The sequence below is a fragment of the Barrientosiimonas humi genome (assembly GCF_006716095.1).
Lineage (GTDB): Bacteria > Actinomycetota > Actinomycetes > Actinomycetales > Dermatophilaceae > Barrientosiimonas > Barrientosiimonas humi.
Genome location: NZ_VFOK01000001.1, coordinates 1 through 15,032, shown reverse-complemented (window position 1 = coordinate 15,032; position 15,032 = coordinate 1). Strand labels below are relative to the sequence as shown.

15 protein-coding genes are annotated in these 15,032 nt (G+C 74.2%); 3 read left to right on the top strand and 12 right to left on the bottom strand.

Features of this window, described 5'->3' with window-relative positions:
* Nucleotides 1-110: 110 nt before the first annotated feature.
* Nucleotides 111-2,927, bottom strand: coding sequence for a type I DNA topoisomerase (topA, locus tag FB554_RS00070; protein ID WP_142004076.1), 2,817 nt, complete (start codon nt 2,925-2,927; stop codon nt 111-113).
* 150 nt (nt 2,928-3,077) lie between these two features.
* Between topA and FB554_RS00065 the strand changes: the two genes are divergently transcribed.
* Nucleotides 3,078-3,857, top strand: coding sequence for a dioxygenase family protein (locus FB554_RS00065; protein WP_142004075.1), 780 nt, complete (start codon nt 3,078-3,080; stop codon nt 3,855-3,857).
* 37 nt (nt 3,858-3,894) lie between these two features.
* On the opposite strand, the gene FB554_RS00060 is transcribed toward FB554_RS00065, so the two are convergent.
* The 4 genes from FB554_RS00060 to FB554_RS00045 all read right to left on the bottom strand — a co-directional run bounded on the left by FB554_RS00060 (nt 3,895) and on the right by FB554_RS00045 (nt 7,153).
* A complete protein-coding gene (locus FB554_RS00060) occupies nt 3,895-4,464 on the bottom strand; it encodes a hypothetical protein (protein ID WP_142004074.1) in 570 nt (189 codons plus the stop codon).
* Nucleotides 4,465-4,560: 96 nt separating this feature from the next.
* Nucleotides 4,561-6,069, bottom strand: coding sequence for a DUF7059 domain-containing protein (locus FB554_RS00055; RefSeq protein WP_142004073.1), 1,509 nt, complete (start codon nt 6,067-6,069; stop codon nt 4,561-4,563).
* 10 nt (nt 6,070-6,079) lie between these two features.
* Complete coding sequence (locus FB554_RS00050; protein WP_142004072.1) at nt 6,080-6,781, bottom strand: AIM24 family protein; 702 nt, start codon at nt 6,779-6,781, stop codon at nt 6,080-6,082.
* Nucleotides 6,782-6,811: 30 nt separating this feature from the next.
* A complete protein-coding gene (locus FB554_RS00045) occupies nt 6,812-7,153 on the bottom strand; it encodes an anti-sigma factor antagonist (RefSeq protein WP_142004071.1) in 342 nt (113 codons plus the stop codon).
* A 107-nt stretch (nt 7,154-7,260) separates the two neighbouring features.
* Between FB554_RS00045 and FB554_RS00040 the strand changes: the two genes are divergently transcribed.
* Both FB554_RS00040 and FB554_RS00035 read left to right on the top strand, forming a co-directional pair.
* Complete coding sequence (locus tag FB554_RS00040) at nt 7,261-9,600, top strand: DEAD/DEAH box helicase (RefSeq protein WP_142004070.1); 2,340 nt, start codon at nt 7,261-7,263, stop codon at nt 9,598-9,600.
* Between the two features lie 110 nt (nt 9,601-9,710).
* The gene (locus FB554_RS00035; RefSeq protein WP_142004069.1) at nt 9,711-10,385 is read left to right on the top strand and encodes a hypothetical protein; all 675 of its coding nucleotides are present in this window, start codon (nt 9,711-9,713) and stop codon (nt 10,383-10,385) included.
* A gap of 54 nt (nt 10,386-10,439) precedes the next feature.
* Here FB554_RS00035 and FB554_RS00030 read toward each other — a convergent pair whose 3' ends face one another.
* From FB554_RS00030 to FB554_RS00005, 7 genes are all read right to left on the bottom strand, one after another.
* Nucleotides 10,440-11,807 carry a M20/M25/M40 family metallo-hydrolase gene (locus tag FB554_RS00030; RefSeq protein WP_142004068.1) on the bottom strand — a complete coding sequence of 456 codons (1,368 nt, stop codon included), beginning with the start codon at nt 11,805-11,807 and terminating at the stop codon, nt 10,440-10,442.
* On the bottom strand, nt 11,804-12,214 hold the full coding sequence (locus FB554_RS00025; protein ID WP_142004067.1) for an Rv3654c family TadE-like protein: 411 nt from the start codon (nt 12,212-12,214) through the stop codon (nt 11,804-11,806). Before FB554_RS00025 ends, FB554_RS00030 begins: the two co-directional genes overlap by 4 nt.
* A complete protein-coding gene (locus FB554_RS00020) occupies nt 12,204-12,572 on the bottom strand; it encodes a TadE family type IV pilus minor pilin (protein WP_236022187.1) in 369 nt (122 codons plus the stop codon). Before FB554_RS00020 ends, FB554_RS00025 begins: the two co-directional genes overlap by 11 nt.
* A gap of 3 nt (nt 12,573-12,575) precedes the next feature.
* Nucleotides 12,576-12,770 (bottom strand): DUF4244 domain-containing protein, encoded by a 195-nt coding sequence (locus tag FB554_RS00015; protein WP_142004066.1) that lies wholly within the window; start codon nt 12,768-12,770, stop codon nt 12,576-12,578.
* Between the two features lie 146 nt (nt 12,771-12,916).
* The gene (locus tag FB554_RS16990) at nt 12,917-13,567 is read right to left on the bottom strand and encodes a type II secretion system F family protein (RefSeq protein ID WP_170206729.1); all 651 of its coding nucleotides are present in this window, start codon (nt 13,565-13,567) and stop codon (nt 12,917-12,919) included.
* Complete coding sequence (locus tag FB554_RS16985) at nt 13,564-14,307, bottom strand: hypothetical protein (RefSeq protein ID WP_170206728.1); 744 nt, start codon at nt 14,305-14,307, stop codon at nt 13,564-13,566. The genes FB554_RS16990 and FB554_RS16985 overlap by 4 nt, the downstream gene beginning before the upstream one ends.
* Nucleotides 14,301-15,032: TadA family conjugal transfer-associated ATPase (locus FB554_RS00005; RefSeq protein ID WP_170206727.1), on the bottom strand; the 732-nt coding region annotated here is incomplete at its 5' end. The genes FB554_RS16985 and FB554_RS00005, both read right to left, overlap by 7 nt.

Here is a 15,032-nt window from a genome sequence, read left to right as displayed (position 1 = left end):
GTCGGACGCCTGGTGCGCCGTGACGGTTCCCCCGCACCGTCCGGATGGCTCGCTGGAGCCGAGGCATACGGTAACCGCCCGCCCCGGCGGGTGGGGCGGGCGGTCGCCGGTCAGGCCTTCTTGGCCGTCTTCGTCGTCGACTTCTTGGCGGTCGACTTCTTCGCGGCCGTCTTCTTGGTGGCCTTCTTCGTCGTCTTCTTGGCGGCCCGCTTGCGCGTGGTCGGCCCCTTCGCGCGCTTCTCGGCGAGCAGCTCATACCCCCGCTCGGGCGAGATCGTGCTGGGGTCGTCGTCCTTGCGCAGCGTCGCGTTGGTCTCGCCGTCGGTGACGTAGGGCCCGAAGCGACCGTCCTTGACCACCACCGGCTTGCCCGACGCGGGGTCGGTGCCGAGCTCCTTCAGCGGCGGCTGCGCAGCCCGCCCACGCCGCTTGGGCTCGGCGTAGATCTGCTGCGCCTCCTCCAGCGTGATGTCGAACAGCTGCTGCTCGGTCTGCAGCGAGCGCGAGTCGGTGCCCTTCTTCAGGTACGGCCCGTAGCGACCGTTCTGCGCCGTGATCTCGACCTGCTTCTCGGTCTCGGCGCCGTCCTCGCCGGTGACCTTCTCGGTGACCACGCCGACGACGCGGGGCAGGCTCAGCAGCCGCAGCGCGGTCTCCAGGTCGATGCTCGCGAGGTCCATGTCCTTGAACAGGCTGGCCGTGCGCGGCTTGGGACCGGTCGCCTTCTTCTTCGGCTTGGTCTCGCCCGCCGGCTGCTCCGGCTGCGGCAGCACCTCGGTGACGTACGGGCCGTAACGACCGGACTTGGCGACGATGTCGTGGCCGGTCTTCGGGTCCTGCCCGAGCACCCGCCCGTCGTCGTCGGCCTGGGCCAGCAGCTCGCGCGCCTTGTCGACGGTCATCTCGTCGGGGGCGACGTCGTCGGTGATGCTCGCGCGGCGCGGGGTGTCGCCCGCCTTGGCCTCCTGCTCGGCGTCGACGACCTCGCCCGTCGCGGGGTCGACGCCCTCGGGCACGGTCTGCTCGACGTACGGCCCGTAGCGGCCCACGCGCACGACGACGCCCTCGCCGATCGGGATGGTCGAGATCGCGCGGGCGTCGATCTCGCCGAGGTTGTCGACCATGGCGCGCAGCCCCTCGGCGGTCGTCGCCTCGTCGCCGAAGTAGAACCGGGACAGCCACGCGGCGCGCTGGTCGTTGCCCGCCGCGATCTCGTCGAGGCCCTCCTCCATCGACGCGGTGAAGTCGTAGTCGACCAGTCGCGGGAAGTGCTGCTCGAGCAGCTGGGTCACGGCGAACGCCAGCCAGGTCGGCACGAGCGCGGTGCCGCGGGTGCCGACGTACCCCCGGTCCTGGATGGTCCCGACGGTCGCGGCGTACGTCGACGGCCGGCCGATCCCGCGCTCCTCCATCGCCTTCACGAGGGTTGCCTCGGTGAAGCGCGGGGGCGGGCTGGTGGTGTGGCCGTCGGCCTCGGCGCGCAGCACGTCGAGCCCGACGCCCTCGCTCAGCTTCGGCAGGCGCCGCTCGGTCTGGTCCTCGCCAGCGGCGTCGCGGGTGGCGTCGCGCCCCTCCTCGTAGGCGGCAAGGAACCCGCGGAAGGTGATGACCGTGCCGCTCGCGCTGAACTCGGCCTCGCGGGCAAAACCGGTCTCCTGCACCGGGACTCGCAGCCGGACGGTCGCGGTCGAGCCGCGGGCGTCGGCCATCTGCGAAGCGACGGTGCGCTTCCAGATCAGCTCGTAGAGCGCGAACTCCTCGCCGCGCAGCTCACCGGCGACCTGGGCGGGCGTGCGGAACCGGTCACCCGCGGGGCGGATGGCCTCGTGCGCCTCCTGGGCGTTCTTGGACTTCTTCTCGTAGCGCCGGGGCGAGTCGGGGACGTACTCCGCGCCGTAGAGGTCGCGCGCCTGCTGCCGCGCGGCGGTCAGGGCCGACTCCGACAGTGTCGTGGAGTCGGTGCGCATGTAGGTGATGTAGCCGTTCTCGTACAGCCGCTGCGCGACGCGCATCGCGTTCTTGGAGCTCAGCCGCAGCTTGCGGCTCGCCTCCTGCTGCAGGGTGCTCGTGGTGAACGGTGCCGACGGGCGGCGGGTGTAGGGCTTCTCCTGGACCGAGGTGACCTCGCCGCGCGAGGCGTTGACCGCCTCGGCGAGGGCGGTGGCGCGCTGCTGGTCGAGGTGAGCGAGGCCGGAGTCCTTGATCCGGCCGGCGTCGTCGAAGTCGCGACCGACCGCGACCCGGCTGCCGTCGACGGCGGTGAGCCGCGCGGCGAACGCCTGGCCCGCCGACTCGGGCTGGAACTGGCCCTCGACGTCCCAGTAGGACGCGGCGACGAACGCCATCCGCTCGCGCTCGCGCTCGACCACCATGCGCGTGGCGACCGACTGCACGCGGCCGGCCGACAGCTTGTTGCGCACCTTGCGCCACAGGACCGGGCTGACCTCGTAGCCGTAGAGCCGGTCGAGGATGCGACGGGTCTCCTGCGCGTCGACCAGCCGGTCGTCGAGGTCGCGGGTGTTGTGCACCGCGCGCTGGATGGCCTCCTTGGTGATCTCGTGGAACACCATGCGGCGCACGGGGACCTTGGGCTTGAGCACCTCCTGCAGGTGCCACGCGATGGCCTCGCCCTCGCGGTCCTCGTCGGTGGCGAGGAACAGCTCGTCGGAGTCCTTGAGCAGCCGCTTGAGCTCGGCGACCTTCTTCTTCTTGTCGGCGTCGACGACGTAGTAGGCGTCGAAGCCGTTGTCGACGTCGACCGAGAACCGGCCGTAGGGACCCTTCTTCATGTCGACGGGCAGCTCGGACGGGGTCGGCAGATCACGGATGTGGCCGACGCTGGCGTCGACGGTGTAGTCGGTGCCGAGGTACTCGCCGATCTTCTTCGCCTTCGCCGGCGACTCGACGATGACCAGCTTGCGCGCCATGACTTCTCCCTCCGCCCGACCAACGTGCAGCGGATTCGTCGCTGCCTCGACGTGCTCGGGCGACTAGACCATAAGCCTTGGCCTGCCGCGGCGCAGCGGGGGACCAGGAAATAGGTGACGGGTCAACTTTCCGGGCGTACGCTGGTGCTCATGGCCGACTCCCTGCCCGTGCTCTATCTCAGCCACGGCGCGCCGCCGCTGGCCGACGACCCGACCTGGCCCGCGGAGCTGGCGCGCTGGAGCGCCGACCTGCCGCGGCCGCGGCGGGTGCTGATCGTCTCGGCGCACTGGGAGGCCGACCCGGTCACGCTGTCAGCCACGACGGGCGCACCGCTGGTCTACGACTTCTGGGGCTTCCCGCAGAAGTACTACGACGTGCGCTACGACGCGCCGGCCGCGGGTGAGCTCGCGCGCGACGTCGAGGCGTTGCTGCGCGGCGTCGTGCCGGTCCGCCGCGACGAGGAGCGCGGGCTGGACCACGGGGCGTACGTCCCGCTCGTGGAGATGTACCCCGAGGCCGACCTGCCGGTGCTCCAGCTGTCGATGCCGACGCTCGACCCGGCTCGGCTGTTCGAGCTGGGCTGCCGGCTCGCACCGCTGCGCCAGGACGGCACGCTGATCGTCGGGTCCGGCTTCACCACCCACAACCTGCGCTGGTTCGACCCGAGCGCACCCGCCGACGCTCCCCCGCCGAGCGTCTCGGCCGAGTTCGACCAGTGGGCCGCGGAGACGGTCGCCGCCGGCGACGTCGACCAGCTCATCGACTTCCTGCACCGCGCCCCGGCCGTACGCCAGGCGCACCCGCGCACGGAGCACTGGGCTCCGCTCTATCTCTCGCTCGGCGCTGCCGCGGGCGGCGGGCTGGAGTCCACCACCGCGATCGACGGCTTCTGGCACGGCATGTCGAAGCGGTCCTGGCAGCTGGCCTGAGCGTCGATCGCGGCGCGGTCAGCGCTCACGGGCGCGGTCAGCGCTCGCGGGGAGGTGTGCGCCCGGGCCCGGACTCGGGCGGCCCTTCGTCCTCGGCCTGCGGGCGCGTCCACTCGGCGAGGCGGTCGCGACCGCCGTCGGGGTCGTGCAGCGTGCTGCCCTGCTCGGTCTCCGGCGGCTGCGACGACGGCGGCCTCAGCATCGGGGTCAGCGCGGTGTAGACGCCGAAGTCGGTGTCGCCGCCCGGCGCAAGCAGCATGCCCGGGTCACGCTCGATCGCGGCCCGCGCGCGCTGCTGCAGCTGCCAGCCGGCGACGACCGTCGCGACGACCGCTCCGGCGGTCACCAGCGGAAGCCGCGGCAGCGCGGCCATCGCCGCCAGCGCGAGCACCAGGATCAGCACGCACCAGGTGGTGACGCCGAGCCGAGCCAGCGGGGTGTCGCCGTCGATACGGCGCACCAGCACCGTCGGGAAGAACAGCAGGACCGCCGCCCCGATCGCCGCCACCACCGGCCCGCCGGACCAGCCCAACGGCTCGGCCGCGAGCCAGATGGCCACGCAGCCCAGGACGAACCCCACCGTCAGGGCGACTCGCAGATTCCCCATCGTGGTCACGCGCACGCGGACCACTCCCTTCCTGGTCGCGGGCCGACCACGCTAGCGAGCACCGGGCGGCGACGCACCCGTCGTGACGGGTGGCGCTCAGTCCGCGACGAGCAGGCCGTCGGCGACCAGCGAGCGTACGTCGGGGAGGGCTTCGTCGCTCACGGCCTCCGGGCTGACGTCGAGCAGCGAGGCGATGGCGTCGAGCGCCGGGCCGGCGGGCAGCTCGCCGTCGCAGACGGACAGGAAGGCCGCCAGCACGGTGCCGGCCCGCACGGTGCGCCCGAGCCCGCCGCCCTGGCGCACCAGGATCACGCTGGGGTCGTCGGCGCCGGGGCGGGCGTAGCGCTCCTCGGTCACGTCGTCGGCGCACCGCCAGGCCGTCGCGAGCACGCCGGGGTCGCCGTGCTCGGCCAGCCAGGTGCGGGCGCGCAGGCCCGCGTCGACCGCGGGACCCATCGGCTGCGCGACATGACCAGTGACCTCCACGAGGTCGCGCCACGGCTCGCGATCGCTTGCGGGGCGCTGCAGGGTGATCACGCCGAAGCCGACCCGCTCGACGTCACGGCTCGCGAAGTCTTCGAGCCACGCGGCATACATGTCGGCGAAACCCGTTGTCCCATAACGGTGCCCGCCGTCGCCCAGCCACAGCTCGGTGTACTCCGCGGGGTCCTGCGACTCCCGCTGCACGACCCACGCGTCGAGGCCGGTGCCGTCGAGCCACTCCCCCACGACCTCGCGCCAGTCGCCGCCGACCGGGACCTCCCAGTTGCCGAGCAGCTGGGCCACGCCGCCCGGCTCGAGGTGCTCGCCGACCCCGCGCACGAGCGACCGGACCACCTCGTGCCCGACCCGCCCGCCGTCGCGGTACTCGTAGTCCGGCACCTCGCCGGTGCGCGGGGTGATGACGAACGGCGGGTTGCTCACGACCAGGTCGAACCGCTGCCCCTGGACCGGGGCGAGCAGGTCGCCGCGGCGCAGCTCCCAGTCCTGCCCGTTGAGCGCCGCGTTGGCCGCGGCCATCGCCAGCGCCCGCTCGGAGGTGTCGGTCGCGACGACCGAGGCCGCGTGCGTCGACAGGTGCAGCGACTGCACGCCGCACCCGGTGCCGAGGTCGAGGGCGGTGGCGGCGGCGCGCCGCGGGGTCCACGACGCCAGCGTGGTCGAGGCGCCGCCGATGCCGAGCACGTGGTCGGTCAGCAGCGGCTCGCCGGTCATGACCTCCGACAGGTCCGACAGGACCCACCAGGCGTGGTCCTCGTCGGCGTACGGGCGCAGGTCGAACAGCGCACGCACGCCGGCGGGTTCGCGCGCGACCAGGCCGTGCTCGACGAGTCGGTCGGTGCCGAAGCCGGGCAGCGCCGCGTCGACCCGCGCCGCCTCGACGGCGTAACCGAGCGCGAACAGCCGCACCAGGACGGCGACCGGGGTGGTGAGCGGTCGGGTGACGAGCTCGGCCGGGGTGGGCTGCTCGCGGTGCAGCGCCCGGGCCGCCCGGTCGCCGAGGCAGCCGAGGATGCCGTCGAGGGTGTAGTCGGCGGCGGCGAGCGCGTCGCGCAGGCGAGGGAGGTCGGGCGTCACCCGGGGTGGCGCCGGGCTGGCCGACATCGTCGCGAGGTCAGCTCATCAGGTTGCCGATGAGGCCGCCACCGCCGCCGCTCTGCGCCGCCGGGGTCCACTCGTCGGGCTGGACGATGACGAACCCCGGGCCGTGGAAGGCGTACTGGAAGGCCTCGCCGCTGCCGCCGCGCAGCATCGACTTCATGTTCATGCTGTTGACGACCTGGGGCACCAGGTTGGCCGACCAGCCGACGCACGCCTGCACGTCGACGAACGTGGGCTGCTGGGAGCAGTCGAGCACGACCGGCTGGCCGACGCTGTGCAGCGCGACCGTGCCCTGGCCCTGCAGCAGCATGTTGAACAGGCCGCCCGACATCATCCCGGCGCCCTGCACCCGCTTGATGTCCCACTGCACGCGCGAGTCGAACGCCAGCAGGTTGCGGCCGTTGACCGAGATGCCGTCGCCGGTCAGGTCGATCAGGAAGACGTAGCCGGCCGCGGACGCGAAGAAGACCTCGCCCCGGCCCGAGACGCGCATCAGCGGCACGTCCTCGCTGGTGACGACCTTCTTGAGGAGCTTGCCCATCGACCCGGCGCCCTCGTGGTTGAACTGGATCTGCCCCTGGTAGGCGACCATCGCGCCCTTGACCGACAGCACGTCCTCGCCGAGGGCGACGCGCAGCATCTGGGGGTTCTGGAGGGTGAACCGGTTCTGGCTCTGGACCTCGAGGTTCTTCTGGTCGAAGAGGTTGCTCTGCATGGGGCGCAGCCTAGCCACGCGGCATGCGGCTCAGCTGAGGTCGGCGAGCGCCTTGTCGGCCGTGGGGTAGATGCGGAAGACCTTGTCGAGCCCGGTGATGCTGAAGTTGCGCAGCAGCCGGTCGCTGGCGATCACCAGACGCAGCTCGCCCTGCTGCTGCCGCACCGCCTTGAGCCGGCCGACGAGCACACCCAGGCCGGTCGAGTCGAGGAAGGGGACGTCGGTCAGGTCGGCGACCAGACGCGTACGGCCCTCGGCGATCACCCGATTCATCTCGTCGCGCAGGGCCGGGGCCGAGAACACATCGACCTCGCCGGCGATCGCCACGACAGTGACATCGCCGACCTCACGCGTGCTGACGTCCAGGTTCAAGCCGAGCCTCCTCACGGGTCTGCGCAGCACGAACCCTAGTCAGAGCGGTGGCGGGTCTCCTACGCCTGCCCAGGATCCGGCCCGCCACGGCTTACCGTGGCAGGACCATGACCACCACCACGGCACCGCCGCAGCGCGCGAGCGCCGACCCCGAGCGGCTGCTCGCGGGGCTGGCCGGTGCCGGCACCGGCCGGGTCCTGCACGTCGAGCACCAGCCGGCGCGCGCGCAGGAGCTCGCCGACTGGCCCGAGTGGGTCAACCCGCAGGTCGCCGCCGCCGTGCGCGGCGAGGGGGTCGACCGGCTGTGGACGCACCAGCGCGCGGTCGCCGACCTCGCGGCCGACGGTCGGCACGTCGTCGTCTCCACCGGCACCGCGAGCGGCAAGAGCCTCGGCTACCTGCTGCCGGTGCTCTCGGCGGTCGCCGACGGGTCGCACGCCGTCACCGGGCGCGGCGCGACCGCCCTCTACCTGTCTCCCACCAAGGCGCTGGCGGCCGACCAGCTGGCCGCGGTCGAGCGCCTGGCCGTTCCGGGGGTGCGGGCCGCGACGTACGACGGCGACACCCCGGTCGACGAGCGCCGGTGGATCCGCGACCACGCCCAGCTGGTGCTGACCAACCCCGACCTGCTGCACCACACGCTGCTGCCGCAGCACGAGCGGTGGGCACCGTTCCTGCGCGCACTGCGTTACGTCGTGATCGACGAGTGCCATTCGTACAAGGGCGTTTTCGGCTCCCATCTCGCCGCGGTGCTGCGCCGTCTGCGGCGCATCTGCGCTCGCTACCGGGCGCACCCGACCTTCGTGCTGGCCTCGGCGACGATCGCCGAGCCGGCCGCGCACGCCGAGCGCCTGGTCGGCCTCCCCGTCGAGGCGGTGACGCACGACGGGTCGCCCCGCCCGGCCACCACGTTCGCGCTGTGGGAGCCGGGAGCCGCCCCCGGGCAGGGGCCGGACGCTCCCCGGCGCAGCGCCGTGGCCGAGACAGGCGACCTGCTCGCCCGGCTGGTGGCCGACGGGTCGCAGGCGCTGGCCTTCGCCCGCTCCCGCGTCGGGGTCGAGGTCGTCGCCGAGATGGTGCGCACCCGGCTGACCGAGGACGCCCCGCACTACGCCGACCGGGTCGCGGCCTACCGCGGCGGTTACCTCCCCGAGGAGCGACGCGAGCTGGAGCGGCGACTGCGCAGCGGCGAGCTGCGCGGGCTCGCCGCCACCAACGCCCTCGAGCTCGGCATCGACGTGAGCGGCCTCGACACCGTGCTGCTCGCGGGCTGGCCCGGCACGATCGCGTCGTGGTGGCAGCAGGCCGGGCGCGCCGGTCGCCGCGACGCCCCCGCGCTCGTCGTGTTCGTCGCCGCCGACGACCCGCTCGACACCTATCTGGTCAACCACCCCGGCACGATCTTCGGGCGCACGGCCGAGGCGACCGTGCTCGACCCGGCCAACCCCTACGTCCTCGCGCCGCACCTCGCGGCCGCGGCGGCCGAGCTGCCGCTCACCGAGGCCGACGCCGAGGTGTTCGGGCCGACGATGGTGCCGCTGCTCGACACGCTGGTCGCGCGCGGGGTGCTGCGCCGCCGGCCGCGCGGCTGGTTCTGGGCGCGCGACGACCGCCCCGGCGACCACGTGTCGCTGCGCGGCGCGGGCCAGCCCGTCGTGCGCATCGTCGAGAACCGCACGGGCCGCGTGCTCGGCACGGTCGACGCCGAACGCGCCCACCGCGCAACGCATCCCGGCGCCGTGTACGTCCACCAGGGGAAGACGTACGTCGTCACCGAGCTGGACCTCGACGACGGCAGCGCGCACGTGACGCAGGGCGACCCCGGGTGGTCGACCGTGGCGCGCTCGACGTCGGAGTTCCGGGTCGTGGCGCCCGAGCGGGAGACCCGGTGGGGCCCGATCCGGTTGTGCCACGGGGTGATCGACGTGCGCACGCAAGTCACCTCGTTCCTGCGGATGCTGCCCTCCGGCGAGGTCATCGGTGAGCACCCGCTCGACCTTCCCGAGCAGCGGCTCACGACGCGAGGGGTGTGGTGGACGGCTCCTCCCGAGCTGCTCGCCGAGGTCGTCGACGAGGCCGACGGCCCGGGCGCGCTGCACGCCGCCGAGCACTGCGCGATCGCGATGCTGCCGCTGGTCGCCCAGTCGGACCGGTGGGACGTCGGCGGAGTGTCGACGATGCTGCACCCCGACACCGAGCTGCCCACCGTCGTGGTCTACGACGGCTACCCCGGCGGGGCCGGGTTCGCCCAGCGCGGCTTCGAGCGGGCGGCGACCTGGCTGCGCGGCACGCTGGCCGCGATCACGGACTGTCCGTGCCGGTCGGGCTGCCCGGCCTGCGTGCAGTCACCCAAGTGCGGGAACGGCAACGAGCCGCTCGACAAGCAGGGCGCGCGCCGGGTGCTGGAGCTGGTGCTCCGGGAGGCCGAACATCCGTCCAGGGGTTGACTTCCCATCCGTTGGGGCCGGTGACTTCCTCCTGCTCATCCGCTTGTTGTTTCTGTATCGTCAGTAACAGCAAGCACTTTCGTCTCGGGGTGTGAGGGAGTGAAGTCACCATGATCATCGCAGCCATCCTGCTGCTCGTCATCGTGGCAGCGATCGTTCTGTGGGTCGTCACTGGTGCAGACACCAGCACGACGTTCCCGATCGACGCTGCCGGAATCAGCATGGACATGAACGGGCTGACCGCGTTCATCCTCGGTGCCGCGGCGGCGGTCCTCGCCGCCCTGGCGCTCTGGATGATCAAGTACGGCAGCAAGCGCGGCATCCAGCGCCGTCGCAACCGCAAGGACCTGGAGCGGCGGGCCGACGAGGCCGAGGAGTCGCGTGACACCGCCATCCGCAAGAAGGACCGCGCCGACGTCGAGGCCGCGCGCGGTCGCGTCGCGGCCCGCGACGCCGAGCGCGAGCGCGACACCGTCGTGCAGGGCGACCAGTCGCGGGTGACCCCGGCCGGCGCCCAGACGCGCAGCGACGCCGACGTGGTCGAGCCGCGTCGCGACGCTGACTACGTCGAGCCCGGCCGTGGCCAGGCCGGTGTCGCCGACGGCCGCCGGGACGGTGACTACGTCGAGCCGGGTCGCGGCCAGGCGGGTTACACCGACGGTCGCCGCGACGGTGACTACGTCGAGCCGGGCAACGACCCGCACGGCCGTGGCAACGCCCAGGGCCGCGAGGGCATGTTCGACCGTGCCCGCGACAAGTTCAACCGCGACACCGACCGTCGCTGACGAGGGCCGGCTAGCACGACCTGACGGCGCCTGAGCCCGCGGATCTCCCGCGGCTCAGGCGCCGTCGTCGTGCAGCAGGAGAGTGCGGTAGAACGCGACGCCCCGGCCGAGCGAGTCGAGGTCGACCTGCTCGTCGACGCCGTGGATGCTGTCGCGCTGCGCGCGGGACATGGCGAACGGGCTGAACCGATAGACGTGATCGCTGATCCGGCAGAAGTGCCGCGCGTCGGAGGCCTGGAGCATGACGTACGGCGCCGCCACCGTGCCGGGGTAGGTCGCCTCGACCGCGCGGGCGAGCAGCGCGAACTGCGGTCCGTCGCTGGGTGATTCGGGGCTCGGGTCGTTGCCGCTCACGACCTCCAGCTGCACCCGTTCGTCGCGCACGACCCGGCGCAGCCGGGCGACGACGCCGTCGACGGTCTCCCCCACCTGGATGCGGATGTTGGCGCGCGCCTCGGCACTGGCCGCGACGACGTTGACGGCCGGGCTTCCGCTCAGCCGGGTGAGGGCGACGGTGGTGCGCACGACGGCCGAGGTCTCGGGGCCGAGCGCGGCGAGTGCACGCGCGACCGCTGGGCGGGCCCGGTGGGCGCGCGCGAGCAGCGGACGCAGGGGCCCGGTGACGTGCCGTCCGAGCGTCTGCACCATCGCCAGCGAGGGGTCGGTGAGGACCACGGGGAACGGGTGCCGCTCGATGCGGTGCAGCGCCCGCGCCAGCCGCGCGACCGCTCCCCCGCGACGCGGGGTGGCGGCGTGGCCGGGCTGGTCCTCGACCCGGATCCGCAGATCGAGCACCCCCTTCTCGGCGACGCCGATCATCGCCGCGGGTCGCTGCAGACCGGGGAACACGCCTTCGACCACGGCCCCGCCCTCGTCGATCACCAGCCACGGGCGTACGCCCCGTGCGGCCAGCGCCTCGACGGCCGCCTCGGCGGCCGTGCCGAAGACCTCCTCGTCGCACCCGAAGGACAGGTAGACGTCGTGGGCGGGCGCGCGGCCCTCGGCGAGCAGCGACTCCACCGCCTCGCAGACGACGACCATCGAGCCCTTGTCGTCGAGCGTGCCGCGGCCGTGCACGACGCCGGCGGCGCGGTCGATCCGCCCCTCGAACGGCGGCACCTGCCAGGTGTCCGCGTCGGCGGGCACGACGTCCCAGTGGGCCATCAGCACGATTGGGCGGTCGGGCGAGGCGCCGGGCCAGCGGAACAGCAGGCCGCCGGGGCCCACGACCTCACGCTCCAGGGTGGCGTGCAGGCGCGGATAGAGCCGCTCGAGCAGCCGCGGCAGCTCGGCGAACGCCTCGGCGTCCTGCTCGTCGCGGTCGGGCCGCGAGACGGTCGGCAGCCGGACCAGCGCCGCGAGGTGCTCGGCCGCCGCGTCGGCCCACGCGTCGGTGCGGTCGGTCTCGACGGGATCGCTCACCCGGGCGATCCTGCCACCGCGGGCCGGTCGAGGGCGGGCCCTTCACCCACCTGCGGTCCGGCGCGGCTGCGCGCGGTGGCCGCACCGAGCCCTGGCCAGCCTGCGGGCACCGAGGCCCGCACGTCGAGCACCTGCGCGGTCGCGCGGCACTCCAGCAGCGCGCCCCCGTTGGCGCGCACCACGGCCGCGGCGCTCGCGCACGGGTCGGCGCCGTCGGGGCGCACCAGCTGCATCGCTCCGGCCAGGGCGCCGAGGTCGGCCGCGGTGCGGGCGCGGGTGCTCGCGTGCGCCGCGCTCACCAGCGTCAGGCCGCCGAGGAGCAGGACGACCAGCACCCCGATGGCCCCCACCACGAGCACCGTGCCGGACCCCTCGTCGCGTCGACGCGCGCTCGGCTCACGGGGCATCGGCGCCCTCCCTGACCGCGACCGCCCGGGCGCTCAGGTCTGACCCGACCAGCACCCCGACCGGCCCTCGCGGGCGGCTGCGCACGGTCACCTCGACCTGCGCCTGACCGCGGTCGGTCACCGTGACCGACGCCCCGTCGGGCGCCGCCTCGAGCACCAGCGCGCGCACCTGCTGCGGGTCGTCGCCACGGGCCGCCGCGCGGGCTCCGACCCGCGCTGCGTCGGTGCACCGGATCAGGTCGACCCCGGCGACCAGGGCGCTCAGGCTGAGCACGAGCACCAGCACCAGGGCGGTCAGCGCGGTCGCGAGCTCGGCCGTCACCATGCCCGCGTCGGCCCGGGCCCGCGACCGCGCCACGGCTCAGCCGGCGACGCTGAGCGCGGACGTGATGATCCCGCTCAGCGCCGACTTGACCGGACCGCTCTTGATCACCGCGATCAGCAGCCCGGCGAACGCGACGGCGGCGAGGGTGCCGACGGCGTACTCCGCCGTGGTCATCCCCGCCTCACCGAGCACGCGCAGCCGGCGCCACCGTGCGGCCATGGATCGAGTCATGCGCAAACCTCCTTCGCGGCGGCGACAGGTGCGCCGCCTCTGCAGCCAGCCTGCGCCTGGAGACGGTCACCCTCCAGCGGTGGAGCCGACCCTGTGGATCACGGTCGCTCGCCGAATCTCCCTGTGGATCAACCAGATCCAGCCGCTCAGGAGGTGAGCATCGCCGAGGCCATGGCCACGACGACCGGGACGACGGTCAGCAGCGCGAACGCCGGCAGGAAACACAGCCCCAGCGGCAGCACGAGCCGCACGGCGACCTTGGCCCCGGCCGTCTCGAGGCGGTGCCGCTCGTCGGACCGCACCCGCGCGGCGGCCTCGCGGCACAGCGCGGCCGGGGCGGCGCCCGCGGTCTCGGCCAGCACGAGCGCCGCCCCGGCCGGCGCCCACATGGGTGACACCGAGGCCCACGCGGCGCGCGGCTCGACGCCCCAGTGCAGCGCCGCCGACACCTGCCGTAGCTCGGCACCGACGCGCCCGGGGCACTGCTCGGCCACCAGGTCGAGGCAGGAGGTGACCGCCGCCCCGCTCGTCAGGGCCAGGGCGAGCAGGTCGATGGCGTCGGCGACCTCCTGCGGCCCCACCGCGGCCTGGTCGTCGGACGCGGGGGCAGCGACGGCACCGGTCGTGCTCTCGGTGCCTCCGGGACCGGAGCCCTCGTCCTCGTGCTCGTCGTCGACGCTCGCCTCGGCGCGGACCAGCGGCGCGGCACGCAGGCCCGGTGCGCGGCGCAGCGTCGGCAGCAACCAGACGACGGCGCCGACCAGGCACCCGGCGAGCACCGCCGCCAGCGCGCTCATCCGAGCTGGGGTGGGCGCAGCGCCCGGTCGATGAGCCGCCGGGTGAGCCGGCGTCCGGCGAGCAGCAGGAGGAGTCCGGGTGCCACGGCGAGCAGCAGCACGGCGGGCGGGTAGGCCGACGTCGGGGCGACGCCCAGCACCGGCATGAGCAGCACCCCGAGCAGCGGCAACCAGGTGAGCAGCTGCGCGGTGGCCCGCGGGCCGGCCGCCTGCGCGGCGAACGCCCGCTCCACGGCGCGCCGTGCGTTGTGGGCATCGAGGGCGCTGCGCACCGCCTCGGACAACGGCGACCCGAGCCGCTCGCTGATCGTCCAGGCCCGACCGACCTGCAGCGCCACGGGGAGCCGCAGCTGCTGCCCGAGGTCGACCCATGCGGCGCCCGCGGACCCTCCCCCGGCCACGGCGGTCTCGAGCGCTCCGAGGGCACGCACCAGTGCGGCGTCGCGACGGACGGCCGCCGGCAACGACGCCACCGCGGCGGACAGCGCGGCGGGTGCCGCCAGCCCGGCCCCCAGGCCGGCCGCCAGACCCGAGAGCAGCTGCTGCACGACCTCCTCACGGCCCGAACCGCTCCGCCGGGGCAGCCGCACCTCCCGCCGCCACCACGGCACCGACACGGCGCCGGCCTCGGCACCGGCGTCGGCGGTGTCGAGCACGGCGACCCGCAGCAACGCTCGCTCGCGCCGCCCGGGCCAGGCCCAGACCGCTGCGGCGAGCAGCAGCGCCGTGAGGATCACCACGCGGGCACCGACCCGAGCAGGGCCTCGAGCTCGTCGGCCGCCGGCCCCGGCTCGACCCGGTCGTCGTGCACGGTGCACGCCGGGACGCAGCGCAGGTCACCGCCGTCGCGGCGCAGCACCCCGATCTCGGCGAGGTGCCGGCGACCGGTGGTGCGGCGCAGGTGCAGCACCACGCGGACCGCGCTCGCGAGCTGGGTGCGGGTGGCCTCGGGCGTCATGTCGGCGAGCGCACCCAGCGCCTCGAACCGCGCGACGACGTCGCCGATGGTGTTGGCGTGCAGCGTGCCGCAGCCGCCCTCGTGGCCCGTGTTGAGCGCGCTGAGCAGCTCGCGCACCTCGGCCCCGCGCACCTCGCCCACGACGAGGCGATCGGGTCGCATGCGCAGCGACTGGCGCACGAGCGCGGTCATCGTCACCGCGCCGCGGCCCTCGACGTTGGCCGAGCGGGCCTCGAGCCGCACCACGTGCGGGTGGGCGATCGCGAGCTCGCGCACGTCCTCGACGACGACCAGCCGCTCGCCGGGGTCGGCCTCGGCGAGCAGCGCGGCGAGCAGGGTGGTCTTGCCCGAGCCGGTGCCGCCGCTCACGACGAACGCCAGACGGGCGCCCACCAGGCGACGCAGCACCGGGACGAGCACGGGCGACACGCCCCCGCTGCGCCCGAGCGCGTCGAGGTCGAGGCCGGTCGAGCGGGGCACGCGCAGCGAGATGTGTGCGGCGCCCTG